Origin of the sequence: Spiroplasma poulsonii (genome assembly GCF_009866525.1) — a bacterium.
GTDB lineage: Bacteria > Bacillota_I > Bacilli_A > Mycoplasmatales > Mycoplasmataceae > Spiroplasma > Spiroplasma poulsonii.
In genome coordinates this window covers 1,293,507-1,311,144 of the sequence record NZ_CM020866.1, presented here as the reverse complement: position 1 = coordinate 1,311,144, position 17,638 = coordinate 1,293,507, and the positions used below count along the sequence as shown (strand labels likewise).

At 24.1% G+C, this 17,638-nt stretch carries 22 protein-coding genes and 1 pseudogene; 8 read left to right on the top strand and 15 right to left on the bottom strand.

All coding sequences use genetic code 4. The features are described from left to right. The 8 genes from MSROBK_RS07380 to MSROBK_RS07350 form a co-directional block, all read right to left on the bottom strand. Positions 1–765: hypothetical protein (locus tag MSROBK_RS07380; RefSeq protein WP_159373237.1), on the bottom strand; the 765-nt coding region annotated here is incomplete at its 3' end. 3 nt (positions 766–768) lie between these two features. Next, on the bottom strand, positions 769–2,160 hold the full coding sequence (locus tag MSROBK_RS07375; protein WP_040092835.1) for a hypothetical protein: 1,392 nt from the start codon (positions 2,158–2,160) through the stop codon (positions 769–771). Positions 2,161–2,214: 54 nt separating this feature from the next. Next, on the bottom strand, positions 2,215–2,430 hold the full coding sequence (locus MSROBK_RS07370) for a hypothetical protein (RefSeq protein ID WP_105629209.1): 216 nt from the start codon (positions 2,428–2,430) through the stop codon (positions 2,215–2,217). A 4-nt stretch (positions 2,431–2,434) separates the two neighbouring features. Further along, positions 2,435–2,557 carry a hypothetical protein gene (locus MSROBK_RS12165; RefSeq protein ID WP_265575293.1) on the bottom strand — a complete coding sequence of 41 codons (123 nt, stop codon included), beginning with the start codon at positions 2,555–2,557 and terminating at the stop codon, positions 2,435–2,437. Beyond that, entirely contained in the window at positions 2,551–3,147 is a 597-nt protein-coding gene (locus MSROBK_RS07365) for a PBSX family phage terminase large subunit (protein WP_159373236.1), read from the bottom strand. The genes MSROBK_RS12165 and MSROBK_RS07365 overlap by 7 nt, the downstream gene beginning before the upstream one ends. Beyond that, complete coding sequence (locus MSROBK_RS07360) at positions 3,104–3,241, bottom strand: hypothetical protein (RefSeq protein ID WP_159373235.1); 138 nt, start codon at positions 3,239–3,241, stop codon at positions 3,104–3,106. The genes MSROBK_RS07365 and MSROBK_RS07360 overlap by 44 nt, the downstream gene beginning before the upstream one ends. Before the next feature lie 97 nt (positions 3,242–3,338). After that, positions 3,339–3,884 (bottom strand): phage terminase large subunit, encoded by a 546-nt coding sequence (locus tag MSROBK_RS07355; protein ID WP_159373233.1) that lies wholly within the window; start codon positions 3,882–3,884, stop codon positions 3,339–3,341. Beyond that, on the bottom strand, positions 3,877–4,053 hold the full coding sequence (locus tag MSROBK_RS07350) for a hypothetical protein (RefSeq protein WP_159373231.1): 177 nt from the start codon (positions 4,051–4,053) through the stop codon (positions 3,877–3,879). The genes MSROBK_RS07355 and MSROBK_RS07350 overlap by 8 nt, the downstream gene beginning before the upstream one ends. A gap of 534 nt (positions 4,054–4,587) precedes the next feature. Between MSROBK_RS07350 and MSROBK_RS13965 the strand changes: the two are divergent. The 6 genes and pseudogenes from MSROBK_RS13965 (at position 4,588) to MSROBK_RS07325 (ending at position 9,396) form a co-directional block, all read left to right on the top strand. Further along, positions 4,588–5,571, top strand: a pseudogene (locus tag MSROBK_RS13965) (IS30 family transposase). Positions 5,572–6,947: 1,376 nt separating this feature from the next. Further along, positions 6,948–7,136 carry a hypothetical protein gene (locus MSROBK_RS07345; protein WP_133165036.1) on the top strand — a complete coding sequence of 63 codons (189 nt, stop codon included), beginning with the start codon at positions 6,948–6,950 and terminating at the stop codon, positions 7,134–7,136. Between the two features lie 2 nt (positions 7,137–7,138). Continuing rightward, positions 7,139–7,276 carry a hypothetical protein gene (locus MSROBK_RS07340; RefSeq protein WP_157944213.1) on the top strand — a complete coding sequence of 46 codons (138 nt, stop codon included), beginning with the start codon at positions 7,139–7,141 and terminating at the stop codon, positions 7,274–7,276. Positions 7,277–7,278: 2 nt separating this feature from the next. After that, the gene (locus MSROBK_RS07335) at positions 7,279–7,980 is read left to right on the top strand and encodes a hypothetical protein (protein ID WP_040092600.1); all 702 of its coding nucleotides are present in this window, start codon (positions 7,279–7,281) and stop codon (positions 7,978–7,980) included. Position 7,981: 1 nt separating this feature from the next. Further along, positions 7,982–8,911 carry a recombinase RecT gene (locus MSROBK_RS07330; RefSeq protein WP_052443498.1) on the top strand — a complete coding sequence of 310 codons (930 nt, stop codon included), beginning with the start codon at positions 7,982–7,984 and terminating at the stop codon, positions 8,909–8,911. Then, a complete protein-coding gene (locus MSROBK_RS07325) occupies positions 8,896–9,396 on the top strand; it encodes a hypothetical protein (protein WP_133165035.1) in 501 nt (166 codons plus the stop codon). The genes MSROBK_RS07330 and MSROBK_RS07325 overlap by 16 nt, the downstream gene beginning before the upstream one ends. A gap of 205 nt (positions 9,397–9,601) precedes the next feature. Here MSROBK_RS07325 and MSROBK_RS07320 read toward each other — a convergent pair whose 3' ends face one another. The 6 genes from MSROBK_RS07320 to MSROBK_RS07295 all read right to left on the bottom strand — a co-directional run bounded on the left by MSROBK_RS07320 (position 9,602) and on the right by MSROBK_RS07295 (position 14,580). Further along, positions 9,602–9,931, bottom strand: coding sequence for a hypothetical protein (locus MSROBK_RS07320; RefSeq protein ID WP_133165051.1), 330 nt, complete (start codon positions 9,929–9,931; stop codon positions 9,602–9,604). A gap of 77 nt (positions 9,932–10,008) precedes the next feature. After that, complete coding sequence (locus MSROBK_RS07315; protein ID WP_040093812.1) at positions 10,009–10,641, bottom strand: hypothetical protein; 633 nt, start codon at positions 10,639–10,641, stop codon at positions 10,009–10,011. 2 nt (positions 10,642–10,643) lie between these two features. After that, a complete protein-coding gene (locus MSROBK_RS07310; protein WP_105628885.1) occupies positions 10,644–11,819 on the bottom strand; it encodes a hypothetical protein in 1,176 nt (391 codons plus the stop codon). Then, the gene (locus MSROBK_RS07305; RefSeq protein WP_040093811.1) at positions 11,809–12,726 is read right to left on the bottom strand and encodes a hypothetical protein; all 918 of its coding nucleotides are present in this window, start codon (positions 12,724–12,726) and stop codon (positions 11,809–11,811) included. Before MSROBK_RS07305 ends, MSROBK_RS07310 begins: the two co-directional genes overlap by 11 nt. Before the next feature lie 6 nt (positions 12,727–12,732). Continuing rightward, positions 12,733–14,103, bottom strand: coding sequence for a hypothetical protein (locus MSROBK_RS07300; RefSeq protein WP_040092584.1), 1,371 nt, complete (start codon positions 14,101–14,103; stop codon positions 12,733–12,735). A gap of 15 nt (positions 14,104–14,118) precedes the next feature. Next, positions 14,119–14,580 (bottom strand): hypothetical protein, encoded by a 462-nt coding sequence (locus tag MSROBK_RS07295; RefSeq protein WP_040092582.1) that lies wholly within the window; start codon positions 14,578–14,580, stop codon positions 14,119–14,121. A gap of 294 nt (positions 14,581–14,874) precedes the next feature. Here MSROBK_RS07295 and MSROBK_RS07290 point away from each other — a divergent pair, with 294 nt between their 5' ends. Together MSROBK_RS07290 and MSROBK_RS07285 are read left to right on the top strand one after the other, a co-directional pair. Continuing rightward, the gene (locus MSROBK_RS07290) at positions 14,875–15,879 is read left to right on the top strand and encodes a hypothetical protein (RefSeq protein WP_105628930.1); all 1,005 of its coding nucleotides are present in this window, start codon (positions 14,875–14,877) and stop codon (positions 15,877–15,879) included. 19 nt (positions 15,880–15,898) lie between these two features. Continuing rightward, complete coding sequence (locus tag MSROBK_RS07285; RefSeq protein ID WP_105628931.1) at positions 15,899–16,417, top strand: lipoprotein; 519 nt, start codon at positions 15,899–15,901, stop codon at positions 16,415–16,417. 27 nt (positions 16,418–16,444) lie between these two features. Here MSROBK_RS07285 and MSROBK_RS07280 read toward each other — a convergent pair. Then, positions 16,445–17,638, bottom strand: a 1,194-nt coding sequence (locus MSROBK_RS07280) for a hypothetical protein (RefSeq protein WP_159373229.1), incomplete at its 5' end; no start/stop codon positions are given.

Sequence of the window (17,638 nt, the reverse complement as noted above, 5' to 3'; positions counted from 1 at the left end):
TCATTGTCTATCTTGTGGTGCAGAATTAATATTACCCCCACCAATATTTAAACCACGGTCATTAAATACAGTATAAAAATTATAATAATCATTAATATTTAATTTATTGACATCTTCATCTAAAATTAATAAAGTATATTGTCTTTCAGTTGATTGTTGAGTAAATACTTGTTCAAATTTAGCTTCACCAAATTGAATTGAACTTCTATCATCAATCATATAAGCATCTCAATATTTCCCAACCTTAACTTCTTTAGTATAAAAATTATCTGCTTTATTATCATTATTCATAAAATAACTTAATTTATATTGCTTTAAGTATTCTAGCATTCTATTAATATCATAAATATTTTCACCATCAATTAATTTTCAATAAACATTATTATTTTCATCTTTTAATTTTATAGCAAAAGGTGTTTCATTATTGGCTCATATAGTTGAATTAATTGGCTGTTTATTAAAATCATCAATCGTTAATATATTAATTTCTTCACCTTTATATTTTTGTACTATTTTTAAACTATTTTGTCATTGAGCAATAGTACTTTCCATATTATCAAATATGCGTGAATAACTACCATAATCACTTGGTTTTGCATTATTAGGTTTTCATCCTGTTTCAGTATCAGGGATATATGAACTATAAACATTAAAAGGAAATACCATTCAATGACGATTGTCTTTTATGTTTTCTCTGATATCTATTAAAGTATCGTGGGCTTGTCTTCTTAATTCTTCGATAACTCCGGGATTAATTCTACTCATTTGTTAATTCTCCTTAATTTCTGTTCTACCTTGTAAGGCATTTTGATTATTACCAGTTTCATCATATTCTAGTAATTTATTATTATGTTCAATTTCTTTGGTTTGCATTTTATCTTGTCATTTTTCTATTTTTTCAAAATATTTGTTTGCTTCTAATTCATCAATATTATCATATTCAGTAATTGCTCTTATTGGTTCCATTGTGCCATTATCTAATCTAGCAGTAATTAATTCATTTTGTCGCATTTGGTCAACTAAACTAGCACTAACAAAATCAAAACCATAAGGTCGTTCACCAACACCATCTCATAAACCATAATATTTTAAAACAGTATCAAACATCTTTGTATAATATTGTTTACGATATGCTTGTAAATATGCTTGTTTTTCTAAATCTTTGGTTTTAGTTAATAAAGATTGTGTTTTATTTTGGTCATTATCTGATTTATCACCAAAAGGACTAGAAAAATGACATGCTAAATATACTTGTTCAATAATTGATTTTTCGTCTTCGGTATATGTTTCTAAGGTTGGTGTACCTTGTACTACTTGTAAAGATTGTGATAATTGACCATCTACTGCTGATTGACCTGATTGAATAAAAATATCATCAAAAGCATCTTGTAATACTTTTTTATTGCCTTTGTTATAAGCAGTCATTAAATCATCATCTAATACCCCATATCAATGAGTACGATTTGCTCATCTTTCTTTTGATTTAATATTAAAACTATCTTCTAAATCAAATTGTAATTTATAACAATTTGCCATAGTAGGCCATGGGTTTAATGTTGTTGAAGTTGATAAAAATAATGGATTAGGTTCATTAATCATTTCTCAAAAAGGGACAATACCTAATTTGTTTTTAAATTCTTGTACTAAAACAGGTCTAACATCATCTTTAATTTGTGTTTTACTTTGCCCAACAACTACTTCATTATTTTTTGGTCAACCTTTAATAATTATTTTATCTTTGGTACAAATTAAATTTAAAATAAAACCACTATCTGATTGATGATAATTTAATCAAATATCAGCACCTTGTTCAATTTCATTTATTTTGCTTACTCTTGAAGTAAAGTTAAATGGGTTAATTCATAAATCAATATTGCCATCACTAGTTTCTAATAAACCAAAGATAGTTTTACCCATTAAACTGGCTGTTAATTCATTTTTATCTAATTTTTCTTTTATTTTATAAGTTTCATATCATCAATTTAATTTTTCTAAAATGTCTTTACGATGAGACTTAAATAAAATATCTTTACCATTTACTAGTCGCATTTGATGGCGAGCAATAATATTTGCTAAATTAATAGTTCAATCATAATTATAAAATTTTAAAACACTATTAATATCATTTAAGTTTGGTAAACTAGGGAAAGTATTATTCATTGTTATTTTGCTCCTTTAATTTTAAAATAAGTGCATAATTAATAATATTTACTGTTAATAAATTTGGTTCATTTGATAAAACTTGTACACATACTTTAATTTTTGATATTTCTTAATATATTCGTTATATAAATTTAATTTACATATTGCTATATTATCTTTTTTTAATTCTTGACAAAGTCTTTTTTTAACTTGTCCACAAACAGACATATAAGGTCTTTTTGCATTTATTACACGTTCATCATGTATTACATAAATATCTTTTTTCATTAAGTTAATCACTCCCTTTGTTGTCATAATTTATAATCGATGAACTATTATGTTTAACCATTGGTATTAATTCAAAGTGTAAAGCATAAAAATCACTATCAAATGTATCATCATATAAATCTAACATTCGTTCTTCTCTACATCGGGTTTATCTTCTCATTGAATTAATTCATATTGGGTTTTACTTACAGGACATTTTTCTCATAATCATTTTAATTGATTAGTATTTATTAACATTGTAAATGCTTCTACACGATGTTTTATTTTAAACTTCTGCTTTTGTGCTGGTTTAAAATTCATGTATTGACCAAAAGTATAATTATATTTTTCTCTATTTAAACTTTCTAATGTTGCATAAGCACTATCATCAACATTAATTGATATTCCTTGTTGTATTAAATTAAAATATTGGTTTAATTGATTGTTGTAAAACTCTAAAATATCTTTTACTTGTTCTAATGGTCCTTTAAATTGTTGCGTAGCATTTGAGTGTGTATATTCAGCAACTTTATAGGCTTTTTTATCAAATGAATTATATATTCAAAAGCTCGATGCTGTTGTATGTCCTTTGGGACTAGTAGAGTTTGCTAAGTCAACACCACCTAATAATTTCGTTGGTTGAATAATATCTGTTGCTTGCATAATATCAATATATCTTGCAAAGATTGAACCACTAGTATTCCGGCAATCCTCAACTTCATACTCTTGCTCTTTCAATATCTAATTGTTCTAATCTTAATTGTTCATTAACTTTATCTTGTGGTAATTCGTAATTAAGTCTTCAACTAGAATAATGAATAATAATCTTCATATTTCATTTTTCAATATATTAATTTGTTCATATTTACTACGCATTATTTCTTCATTAAAAGGCATTAATTCATTACAATAACCAACAATATATCTTTTTAAGCTTCAGGATTACATGTATTAATTGTTATTTTATTTTGATAACCACGAATAGCAAACTCTAAATCACTTAAATCTTTTTGTTGAAATTGGTCACATTCTTCTCTTCAATCAATAACTAATTTATATTTATTTAAATCAGCAAAAGCTTTTAATTTTTCTTTTCGACTTGGTGAATGTAAACCTTTACAATATATTTTGCTCCCATTTGATAAAGTAAAAGTAAAATTAGATAAATTAATAGTATAAGAAATATTATTTTCATCTAACATATTTCATATATTTTGAAATACACTATCTTTTAAATCTTTACTCCAATACATACTAGCAATGATACAAATTGGTTCTTTAATCAATAAACTAATTTTTAATAATTCACCAAACATTTTAATATTTGAAATAGTCTTACCACTATATCGTGTTCCAATTTGATTAATTTCATTAACTAACTCATATTTCTTTGCAAAGGGATATTTATCACCAACATTACTATTTTGTAATAACCAATAAGGTGTTTCTAACAAATAAGTAAAATGATTAAGCATTATTATCACTTTCTTTTTTAATATCTCTAATATCAGTTTGTAAATTAACAATTATTGGCTGTTGATTATTTAAGTTTAATTCTTGTTCTAACTGTTTTTCTTGCAGTGAATATTTATAATTAAATGCTCGTTGTCAATATAATTTAGCACCATCAGGCGATTTAATCATATATTAATTATTTCACTTTCAATTCTATCAACTTGTTTTTCAAGCAAAGGAACTATCTTTTCGCTCGCATAAGTATCATATCTTCACTTGCAGAAAGATTGAATTTATTGGTTAAATCATTCAAAGTATATGGTTATTAGTGATTTATCTTCGTCAAAATTGCTCTATTTTACGTAAATGTCGTAAACTTGCTGTTTTTGGATTAAATTCTTTCATTTTTACTCCTTTTTCATATTAAAATATAAGTATGAAAAAAATGTACAAAGAACTTACAGGTTCTTTTTTTTAATCTATATTACAAAAATAAAAAAGTAAATCTTACTTTTAGTTAAATTAATTTTAATAATTAACACTTATTATAACATATAAATAAAAATAATATCTTTTTTCATTTTTATTATTTTTGTTAATGTTTAAACAAGAAGAGGGAAAAATGATAATGTGATAACATTTTATAAATATAATTAAATATAACATTTATTACAAAAATGTCAAATAAATTTTTAAAATTTTATTTTTTTATGATAAAACTATTTAGAAAGATTTTGATATAGAAAATTTAAACATTTAAGTATTAATGAAAAAATTATATTAAAGGATTTATCTATATCAGAATTATATAAAAAGAAAAATGGTAAGATTAATTATTCAAAGATAGCACGTTTTATGGGAAGAGATAAGAAACAATTCGGCGTGAACTTAAAAAGTTTAAGGAATATGATCCTTTAAAATCACAAAAACAATATCTTAAAAATAGAAAAAATTCTAAAAAACATATTACTTTAACAGTTAAACAGATTAAGTGATTAAATAAAAATTTTAATACTTTACATAATACTCCAGAAACAATTTGCAAATTATATGAACAAGAATTTAATGAAAAGTTTCCGATGTGTTTTAAAACACTTTATAAATATATTTATTTAGGATTATTTAATATGGATAAAAAATATCTTTATTTTAAAGGAAAGAAACGAAAAACGAAAAATAGTACTGATAATCGTGGTAAATTATCAAATTACAGAATATTGAAGAATCAAAGCATGATAGATATGAATTTGGTTGATTTCAAATGGATTGTATTGTTGGTGCTGATCATAAATCAGTTGTTCTTACTTTTAAGAAGAATTAACAAATTTTACTATTGCTGAAAAATTAAAAGAACAAACTGCAGAAGAATTGTTAAAACTATTAGAAGTATCTTTAAGAATAGATTATTTAAAAAATGTATTAAAGGTATTATAACTGATCAAGGTAAAGAATTTAGTAAATGAAAAGAAATTGAAAAAATTACTAATGCGAATGTATATTTTGCGATCTGGAACTCCAACTCAAAAACCAAAAGTTGAAAGAATGAATCGTGATATTAGACATTGGTTACCACAGGAACTGATTTTAATTTAGTTGATACTAAAAAGTTAAATTGAATTATGAAAACAATTAATGAAAAACTAGACCTCATTGAACTGAATATCTTCTAAAAAAGCATTTAATTTTTTAGCATTAGTTACTAAGTAAATTTATTTGAAAAACTTAATAAATTATTTTTCGTTGTGCTAAAATAAAAAAATTAAAAAAATAACACAAAAAGAGTTGCATTATTTTTTAATGGTGTTATTATCTAATCAATAAGAGCTTTTGGAAAAGCGCACTTGCATTTACAATTTACAAATTGTAAACTGTAAAACGAAACGCGCTAAAACAACTTTATTAAAGGGTTGTTTTTTATTTGTAAACCCATAATTATTAATTAATTCAGAGAAAGGACAGCATCTTAAGTTCTTAAAATAGAAACTTTTTATCACAACTTTTATAACTTTTTAAAGTTGTATTACACATTTTTAAATATCTTAGAAATCTTTACAAAGTGTACCTGTTTTTTCTCCTAATTTAAGGTGTTGTCTTTTCTCTGTTTCAATTAATTAATTTTGCTAATAAATAAAAAAATAATACAAAGAAGGAATAGTAATGAAATTAATAAACAAAAACAAATTGTGATATTGATAATTGCTATAAATCAATATCATTCATTACCAAGAATTTTTATCAAATAAAGTTTTATGAACTTGTGAAAAACATAAAATTTATTAAATCATACAAAAGATAAAAACCAAGAGTGGTTTTATAAACGTTTAGAAAATTCAAAAATTATCTTTGATTATAAAACTGGTTTTTTAAAACTTTGATTTTATAAAACAACTTAATGCAGAGTGGAACGGTTATTTTAAATAACTAAGTGTTTTTATTCCACAGGAGGCGGTCTAGCACAGCGGTAATCAGTCCGGAAATAATAGACGCTTTAACAAGCGATAGTGGTGATAAGTGCGCGGTCAACATCGAACCACAATAAACAAAAGAGATGGTCACTTTATAAATAAATTTGCGATAGATATTACTTCTTAGAAGTGACAGCGGTTTAAAAACCACAAAGTCAGCATTAGGCTCTTCAAGGTGCAAGTAGATTTATTTTAAAAACTGAACGCTTTGACCTGAAATGGTGCGGGTGAAGAGAGAGAAAACTCTCTGGCTACAAAAACAAAAAACAACTGTCGATTATTTAACTAACAACATACCGCCACCGCTCACCCACAGCGAAGCGGATGGCGTAGTAAATAAAATAGATAAATACAATACTTATATAACTAATTCTCGCTTTGGCACTTTCACTTGGTAGTGAGTGCCAGCGAGTTAAAAAATAGGAAAAATAATTTAGGAGGTAAATATGAAAAATTTAAATAAAATTTGTCTTAAACAAAAATATTGAGGATATTGCTCAAAATGCAATCAAGAAAACAAATTACAAGAATTAATGTTTAAAAGTTATTCAGTATCATTTTAAGATATGACTGATGAACATTGAGCATTGGGGAAACAAAATTAGGAGGAATTAAATTATGAATAAAAGATACGTATTAATAATGAAATATAATAATTTGTTTGATAAAACAACTATTTTTAAAACAGATTTTTTTTATACATTAGAAGAAGCGAGGATTACTGCTAATGTTGAAAATGAAAATCATTGATTAACAACTATTATTGATTTAGAAGATAGCAATATTAAATGACAAGGAGATAAATAATTATGTGAAAAGATGAAAATGGTTATGTTTATACAGAAGAAGATTTATTTAATTTAGCATTAGATGAATGTTATTCAGAAGAAAGTGCTTATGAATATATTGATAATTTAATTAATGAAATGGAATTAGAGGAAATTTAATTATGGAAGATTTAAAATTAAATAATGAAGTTAAAAATATTACTTATCCGTTTTATTTAAAAGGAAATAATTTTAAAGAATTAAGCTTAAAAGCATTAACAATTAAAAAGTGAATTGATGAAAATGGACAAGAATTAGCAGAATTTATATATCGACAACAAGCTTGATTAATAAATGGAGAATATAAATCACAATCACTAAAAGATTTAAAATTAGTAGTTTCAAAAATTGATTATATTTTTAGAGAACCATTAGAAATAATAAAATCTTTTAAAGATGAATTAAATTTTATTAGAAAAGATATTTTAAATTTAGAAAATAATATTAAGAATAATCATGATTCTTTAAAAAATAGTGTCATTAATATTCAATTTCAAAAACAAAATAAAATTATTGAAACTCATAAAAAAGAGCAATTTTTAGAAATTAAAAGTATAGCAAAACAAGAACAAGAATTAAAAATTATTACTAGTAATTTTCGGAAAGAAAAATTATTAATTAAAGATATTGAGGTTATTGGTATTAATGATGATTTTTTACAAAATGCTGATAAATTAGAACTTATTAATCTTATTAAAAATTATTTAACTGTTGATGAACAAATTGTTAAAAATGAAATTAAAGATCAATGAGATAGTAATAAAGATATTAATTTAATTGGGGTTAAAGGTATTAATTTTAAAATAAATAAAGGAGAAAAATAACATGACAAATATTGTAGAATTTTTAAGAACAGATAAGGTAACTGATTGAATAAAAAGTAAATTTTCTAATGAAAATGAAATTGCAAGATTTAAAAGTAATATAATTGCAATATCAAATAGTAATGAATTATTACAAAAAGCAGATCCAAAAACAATTATGACTGCTTGTTATCAAGGTGTTTTATTAAATTTACCAATGGAAAAACAATTCGGTTATGCTTATGTAGTACCATATAATACAAAAATAACAAGAATTATTAATGGTCGTGAAATCCAAGAATGAATTAATCAAGCCCAATTTCAAATGGGTTATAAAGGTTATATTCAATTAGCCCAAAGAAGTGGCCAATATTTAGATATGTCAGTATCAGATGTTAGAGCAAATGAATTAATAAATTATGATCGTTTAAAAGGTACTGCTTTTAATTGAAATCAAAATGAAGATGAACGAGAAAAATTATCAATTATAGGTTATGTAGCATATTTTAAAATGGTTAATGGTTTTGAAAAAACTTTATATATGACAAAAGAGCAAATGGAAAATCATTTTATGAAATATTCTAAAACTTATGCTAAAAATAAATCATTTTATATTGCTAGTTTTGATGAAATGGCCCTTAAAACAGTATTAACATCATTATTAAGAAAATGAGGTATTATGTCAGTTGAATTACAACAAGCATATAAATCAGATCAAGCAGTTATTACAACTAATGATGAAAAGATTTATATTGATAATGATGCTACTTTCATCCAAAATAATGGGCATATTAACGATGAAACTTTATCAAATAATATAAATTTAAATTATAATACCCCACCTAATGATGAAATAGTGTACATAAACGATAATGTAGTTAAAGAAGAAGATATATCAAATGTAGTACCAGTAGTTAATAATAACAATGATGAAGAATGAGCCAATTGATAAAAATAGGTATTGACCCATCAGGAACTGGTACTACGGCTATTGTTGTTTATAAAAATAATAAATTAATAGATAAACAAGAATTTACAAATAAAGGCTGAAAAGAACATTATGAATTTATTATAAATTATTTGAAAAATGAAAAACTATTTGGGAAAATATTATCAAATAATCATAAACTAGAATATTTAATTTTTATAGAAAATTGTTTATATACAAATGCCAATGGCTCAAAAGATAGAGATGATTTATTGAAATTATTAGGTTCATTAGAAACGCAAGGATATATTGCTACTATTTCACCAAAACATACAAAATCAGTTGTTAAAAATATGGAAAATTTAAGTAAATATAATGATGGTTATATATGAAAATATGAAAAAGATGTTAATTTAACTTATCAATATGGTAAAAGTTGAAAATATAATAATGAAAAAATAAGTAATCATTTACGAGATGCAATTATTATTGCTAATTATGAAAGTTAATTTATGAAACATTCATATAATCAAAAAACAGGAAAATATTATTCTTGTAAAATTCGGAATATAAATGTTTACTTAAATGAAAATGAAGAACAAGTTTGAAATGAATTAAATTTTAATACTTATTCGCAACGAATTGAATATCTTATAAACTTTTATATAACACACAATAAAGAAAAATAAAAAATAACCAATTAAGGTTATTTTTTTAAATATTATTTGTTAATTGTCTAATGGCATCTTTTTGTGCTTGTTTTTTATCATTAACTTTAACTTGTTTTTTAACATTTTTAATTTGACCTGTTTTTAATGCTAATTCTGTTGCATAATCAGGTCCTCGTAAATGTTTTTCGTGGGCAATAACAGCAGTTCTTAATTCTCTGATTTCTGCTTTATATTTTTTAATTTTTTTAGCAGATAATCCTAGAATACCAAGACTACCCATTCCACCCGCACCCGCTAACACAAGTAAAGCAATCATTAATGTTTCATTCATTTTATTTAATTCCTTTCTTATTCTTACTCAAACAGTGGCCATCTATCCTTTCAGAACAAAATAATTTATAAATTAAACTATATAACCACCCAAAAATATCAACCGCCCCTATATATAGTCTATTTTAAATTTAATTCTTTGTTATTTTCTTCTTGTTTTTGTTTTTTAATATTTTCATTTTGTATATTTTTAAATATTTCTTCTGTTATGCCATCTAAATTATTTCATTGTTTTGCTAATCTTGGTTGAATAACACGCGGATTAATCCGACAATCTAAACAATGTCTTAAATGGTCTTTTTTTCATTTTGATTTATCAATTCAAATGATAATTAAAGAAATTATTAAAGTAATTAAAGGTAATATTGTAAATACTAATCCCATTTTAGATATTTTTAATCTTGGTATATCAATTTTCATATCTACTTTTGGTTTACTACTAGCAACAAATATGCCCTGAATTCCATACGTAAATAAAGGTGTTAATAAAATAGCAATGCCATTACCTCAATATTGACCATAATTATATCAATTAATATCATCTTTAATTGCATTAATCATTCCATATTCTAACCAACAATTTAATGCTAAAAATATCAATGTATAAAAACTAACTACTCAACTACGAATTTTATATTTTCTTTCTCATTCTCTAATATCTTTATGAGTTCAATTATAAGTTGGAATAGGGTCTTTTTTAAATCAATTTCAAGGTAACGCCCCCTTTAATCAAGTTGTTTTATCTTGCTTCATAATTAACTCACCAATTTTCTTTCAATTTTTAAATTAACTATATTTACATTATCATAAGAACTAATAAGACCATTTGTGTCAATATACCAAACAATTCCACAACCAATATCAAAATCTTTAAAAGTTTCTACAAACATATATGGTAAAATTGAAAATTGACATCATATTTTATATTTAAATTTAGAACTATCAAAATCTTTAATTTGATATTCAGTTGCTGGTTTAAAATCACTAGTATCTACAAATTCTCAATCATTACCAACACTAATAGAAATATCACCATTACCTAATAATGAATTACCATTAATAGTTTTAATATTTTCCCCACTTACTAATTTATCTTGTTTAAGAATAATATCTTGTGATGTTTTTACAATATATTTATCATCTTGCTTATCAATATAAGCTTTATTTAAATCACTATCTTTAATACCATATGATGGAATATCACCACTTTGTTTTGCTTTTCAGACATTATCTTCATAATAAATCGTGTTATTATCAAATGGAACTATTAATTTAATATATTCATTATAATCAATTTTAGAAAAATCATTAATAATTGGATAAGTAATATTTATTGAACCATCTGTTTGCAATCGCTCTTTTAATCAAAATAATAATGTTGGATAAAATGTTTTTTTAGTAATATATTTATATTCTTCTTCTCATGGATGAGAATAGTTTCCTAAATGATAATTATACGGTCTAGATACCGTTTTACTAGATATAATATCAATTATTTCACCTGCTAATTTTAAAGCATTTTTAACATCACGAGTAATATTTTCATTTGCTTCTGGGTCATTAGTTTGTGAATATGCTACACCACCTTGTGAAAATGAAGCACTACCAGTTAAATCATTAACTCCTTTTGGTAAATATCAATTTATAACTGCTAATAAACAAGCCGATTGAATATAACTTAATCATTTATCATATTCAATTAAACCAGTATTATCTTTTTTTACTCAAGGAAACAAATCTTTTTTATTAATTTTATCTGAAATTGTCCCACCTGATAATCTATCCATTCATAAACTAGTTTTTAAAATAGCATTATAAATTAAGTTATCATTACAAGCAGATTGCTTTCTATCATTAATAGGTTGTCAAAGTTTACTTTCTTTCACATCTTCAACTGTTATAAATAACAAATTACTTAAATTATTTTCCATATAAAACACCTCTTAATTGATTACGATATTTATTTTTTAAATTACTTGGCTTATAACTATTAACTCTTGTTTTTGTTTTCTTAATTGTTTTGATAGTTTGATTAGTTTTGTAAAACATATTTTTAACTGGTGATTTATATAAATTCTTAATATTTTTAACATCACTTTTTCGTTCTCGATACCATTTTTTATTATTAATTTCACCAGCAAAATTAAAATTAAAATGGCCAATCTTTAAATTATTAATAAACTTTTTAATTTGTTGTAATTTTTGAACTGTTGGTAATGTTAATTTAGTAGTTCCTTTGGGATATTTTTCTTTTAATCCTCTTGGCAGTCTTTTTTTAATATAATTTCTTAAATGACTAGGTAATCATTTTCTTAATCAATAACGTCAAAATAAAGTACCCGCATTAGAAACGGCATTACTTAATAATTTTCAAATTTCAACTGGAACACTAGGATAAACATAGGGACCATAAAACTTCGGGTGTTTTGCTGTTTTTGTATATATTAAAATAGTTAAATTACCTGTTAAAGTTAATTTATTTGTAATATTAAACATACCACTATCAAGTCAACTACTATTTAAAGGTTGTCAATTAGTATTTAGATAATTTTCTTTTTTAAATTGTTCTCTATTTTTAATATTATTATCTTTTTCTAATTGACTTAATATTTGTTGAATTTCTCTTTTATGACCCTTTTTAATTAAATCTAAATAAGTAAATGGATTTAACCACTGATAAATATCTTCAATCTTATTTGTAATTTTTTGTAGCGGATTAGAATAATATGAAGCAAATTTGTTAACCTTATTAATTAAATTAACAAATTTATTTATTATTGATTTATTACCTAAATTCTCTGCTAATAAAGTTAAAATTCGTAATATTAATAAGTTCATTGTTTATTAAGTATTTTTAATTACGACATCAATTGGATTTGTTTGACCAGTAGCGTTGTTTTTACCCTCAATCTGAACTGAAATTGCTTTATCATTTGTAATATCAATTGGTCAATCTTCACCCTTACTTTCAATAAAGTAATCATAATCATTTTCAGTTAAAGAACTATCTACCGCTTTTACTGCTTTTAAAACGACAGCTTTAAATTGTGGTTTTAATTGTTCGATTGTTGCTTTTGTTGGGTCTGTGACATGAATAGTTGGTTTATCTAATTTATTAATTTTACTAATATCAATTTTATTTGTTGTTGGTTCATTAATTACATAATCAACTGGTACTCTAAATGTTTTATTTAAATTATTGTAAGCTGCTGTTCTTTCTTCAATTGTTGGTTCTTTTTCTAAAATAATTTTACATGTTTTTGGATATAAAATTGTTGGTGTTGCATATTGTACTTTACCAATTCATTTAGGGTTAGCAGTATCATTATCTAAAACTTGTTGAATAGTATCCATATTAATTGGATATGCTCATACTTGTTTATTAATAATTAAACCACTTACATTAGTAAAATTATAACCTTTATCACGGTTAACTTGTCCTTTTGTATATGTTTTTTCTAAATGAAAACTTTTTGATACAGGAATTCCCATTGCGGTATTTTCATATAATTCACCATTAACCATTGCTTTTAATTGAGCTTGTGAACCAATTACTTTTAAATAAGCCGGTGTTAATCCTAAATATGCTCTTCGTCCTAAAACCATAAACATTTTATCGGTTGGCAATCCAAAATATAAATTACTAATTTGATTAGTTAATTCAATCAAAGTTTCATTTAATGTAAAGAATGCCTTATTTGCATCATCAGCATTTTCTGCTGTATAACTACGAAATGGAATTACTTCATATTGACCATCTGCTAAACAATAATCATAAATAGCCTGAATTAATTCACATTCTAAATTAACAAATTTATTCTGTACAACACTAGAAATAGCATCAGCAATAACACCATTTTTAATATTTTGTTCTATTAATGCTAAATCAAAAGCCTCATTCATTAATTTTAAATTAAATCTTTTATCAATAGGTACTGGAATTCTTGTTAATCCCATTGTTTGAGTTGCTCCACCATTTGGTAATGAATAATCATTTTGTCATACCACACGATGAGTTAAATTATATAATGCTTGTCCTGCATTAGGTAATCAAGCAACTTGTTCGGCAGTTGCTGTTGCATACTGCATAATACTTGCATATTCATTATATAAAGGTCCACGCAATAAAGCATTAACCATATCAACATAGGCTTTTTGACCTGTTGTATTACCTTGTAATGTAAAAGGTACTTGTGGCAAATTAATTGTTGCCATAATTTTCACTCCTTATTATCTAAGGTTTTTAAGTGTGAAATCTGATATCTTTTTAATCTCTTCCGGAGTATATGCTCCTTTTTCTTTAATAATTTCAATTTCATCATTTTTATTTTCAACTGAATTTTCAATCATATCTTTAATAAAATTAGTTGGTGAAACTGATGGTTGTTCTTCAACAAACAAATCAGGTTTTAATTCTTTTAAAGTTTGCATTTTTTCAGTTAAAGAATTACCACTAACTTTATCTAAGTTAGTTTTAATATCTTCAATTTTAGTAGTTGGAACATATTTAAAGGCTTTTAATTCATCTAATTCATTAGATAATTTAATAAAGTCTTCTTTTGATATAACATCTTCGCGTTTTTGCACACTTTCTCTAATTTGTTTGGCTTCATTATTAAACTGATTTAAGATATTTTCTGCAATTTCTTCACTTAAACCTTGTTCTATTAATTGTTCTTTTGTAAGCGCCATTTTATAAACTCCTCTTTTTTTATCCTTGTTCGATTAACAAGTCAGCATAAACCCTTTTTTATGGAAAAAGATTAAACTCATAATTTAATTATACACCCATAGTTTATAAATACAATACTTTTTATAAACAAATACTAAACTTAATGTATTTTGTTGCTAATTTAAACCTTAAAACGTGTAATAAGAACTATTTTTCAAGATAAAATTTTTAAAATAATTCATAATTTTGCTTGTATATATATATATATATATATATAATGCCAATAGAAATTGATAAGAAGGAGAAATACAAGTATGAAAAAATTACTAAGTTTATTAAGCTTATTAACAATTAGTGGAAGTGCTGTACCAACAACAATTGCCGCTAGTCCTTATCAAAAAGAACAAACTATAAGAGTAAAAAGACAAACACAAAGTCCTATTTTTAAAACTAATGGAGCTGACATTCCAACAGAACAACAAATCAAAGATAAATTAATTAATAAATATCCACACATAGCGGCTGAACAAATTAAAGTCAAAAATATTACTAGTAATTATGTAAATATTACTATAGATGGATTTTCTGGAGAAACAACACTTACTTTTATAGTTGATAAATCTATACCTTTAAACAATGTTATTGCAAACCATAATTTAGGAGAAATAGATTTTTCAAAATTAGTTAATAGTTATGAAGAACAAATTAAGTTTAGATTATTAGAATTAAACCCACAATTAGACACAACAAAAATTAATGTTACAAGTATTACAACAAGTAATGCTAAAGTTAGTTCAAATGATATAAATATTTATAATGGTGAATTAAATATTAAATATAGTAGACCAGTAAAATCAATTATTAGAAACATTGAATTAGGTTCAATTAGAACTAGTGGTTTAAATTTACCAACAGAACAACAAATTAAAGATAAATTAAAAGAAAAAAATACAGATTTAAAAAATAATATAAATGATTTTGAAGTTAAAAATATAACTTCTACATATGCAAAAATAAGTTTTAATAGAAAAGATATTTTAAGTGGTGAAGTAGTTGTTAATTTTACATCTAATATTAATTTAAATAAAATTATTAATAATAATAATTTAGGTGAATTTAAAACTGAAAATTTATCTAATCCAACAAAAGAACAAATTAAAAATAAACTAAAAGAAATGTATACCGACTTAGATATTACAAAAATCAACGTTGAGAATATTAGTAACAGTAGCGCAAAAATCATTTCCGCTGATGAAAATGTTTATACTAATAATGTAAATGTTAACTATACTGTTTCAATAGATTCACTTAATTGATAATAAAATAGGAAATAATCAAATGAAAAAAATATTAAGCCTTTTAGGAACAATCACTTTAATTGGAACAAGTACAACAAGTTTAGTTGCTTGTAATACAACACAAAAATATACACCTGAAGAATTAGCAAAAATAAAACAAGAAAACAAAATTAAAACAAACAACCAAGAAATTAGAGATAATTTAGAATGAATAGCACCACAAGAAAAACCATTTAATAAAGTTGATAACAAATGATATTATGTGGTTTGAAAAGGTAAAACACAATGATATATAACAAATTTTTTAAATAATGAAAAAATAAATGAACGTGGCAAAAAAAACTTAAAAGAAGAAGAAGGATGTGAAATTGGTTTATATCGTTATAGTTTAAATTATGAAGTTGATTTGTTTAATTATGAGCCATCTAAAATGACAAACTGACCTTGAAGAATAGACAAAGGAACTCATTTTAAATCTGTTTATCGTTGAAATTTAACTACAACAGAACCAAAATTAGTTATTGATAATGATGGTAATGTGAAAGTTAAAGGAGAATAAAAAAGAGATATTAAATCTCTTTTTCTTTTATCTTGGTGTAAATGTAATTTTAACAGGATTATTACTATTATTTATCATATTTAAAACACCTAAGGCATTTACATCTATTGTTATATCTTTATCATTACCTAATGAAGTATTATTTGTTAAACAATATCCTAATAATTTAGCAAGTAATACTTTTGAAAATCTAATTTTTAATTTCATATCATTTGTATAATATGCTTGTAAATATGTTTCTGTAATTTTATTATTATCATTATCAGATAATTTTGTTATTTGAAGTAAAAAGTTAATATCTCAGTTTCTTCATGAAATAGTATATTCACTTTGATAATTTCCACTAGATAATCCATTAGTATATGCAGTCACATATATTGTTTCAGTATCATTTACTTTTATATTCTCTGTATACAAAGTTTTTGTACTTTCAAAATTAACATTATCTTTTTGTGGCAATCCCTTTTTGTGTAAAGTTGCATCAGATAGTGGTCCAAAATTATATTCACAAGTAGAATAACCTCCTAAAATATTAACATTTCTATCACGAATAAAATGTTTTATATCAGGTTCAATACAACTAACTTGTAAATTGTCAAGATTACTTATTTCAATTGTTTTATAAGAATCTTGAAATTTACTTATACTTTGAATTGTTGGGTCAATTTGTCTTAAATCAATTTCTATTTCATAATATCCTTTATATTCTGTTGTATTATCAAATAAATTAATAAAACTTTTAGGATTATTTGAGTGTTTACATTGTGGTGGTGCTGTAATTTTAGTTTTTAATGCTTGTCCTGTTTTAGCATCTCAGATATCTTTTGTATAAGGTTTATAGTTATATGGTACTGGTGGCAAGACATATTCTGGGTAATTAAATGTTGGTATTTCATAGTCATGTGGTAATAAGAAACTAGTTTTATAATTAGTTGTCATATCGCGTAAATAATTATTTAATGTACTTTTTGTTTTACCTCTAAAACTCCATACTGATAATTTTAAGTAATCTTCTTCATTATTAGTATATGGATTATCTGCATAAAAGATGATTTCAAAATTACCTTTATATAATGCTTGAATTGAAAACATATCAATAATATAACTACAATTTGTTCCATCTGGTGTTTGTAAGAATTCGCAATCATTATCTTTTTCACTATCACTAACTGGTGTTTGAGCGTCAACTGATTTGGTTTTTTCATTAATTAAATAAACTCG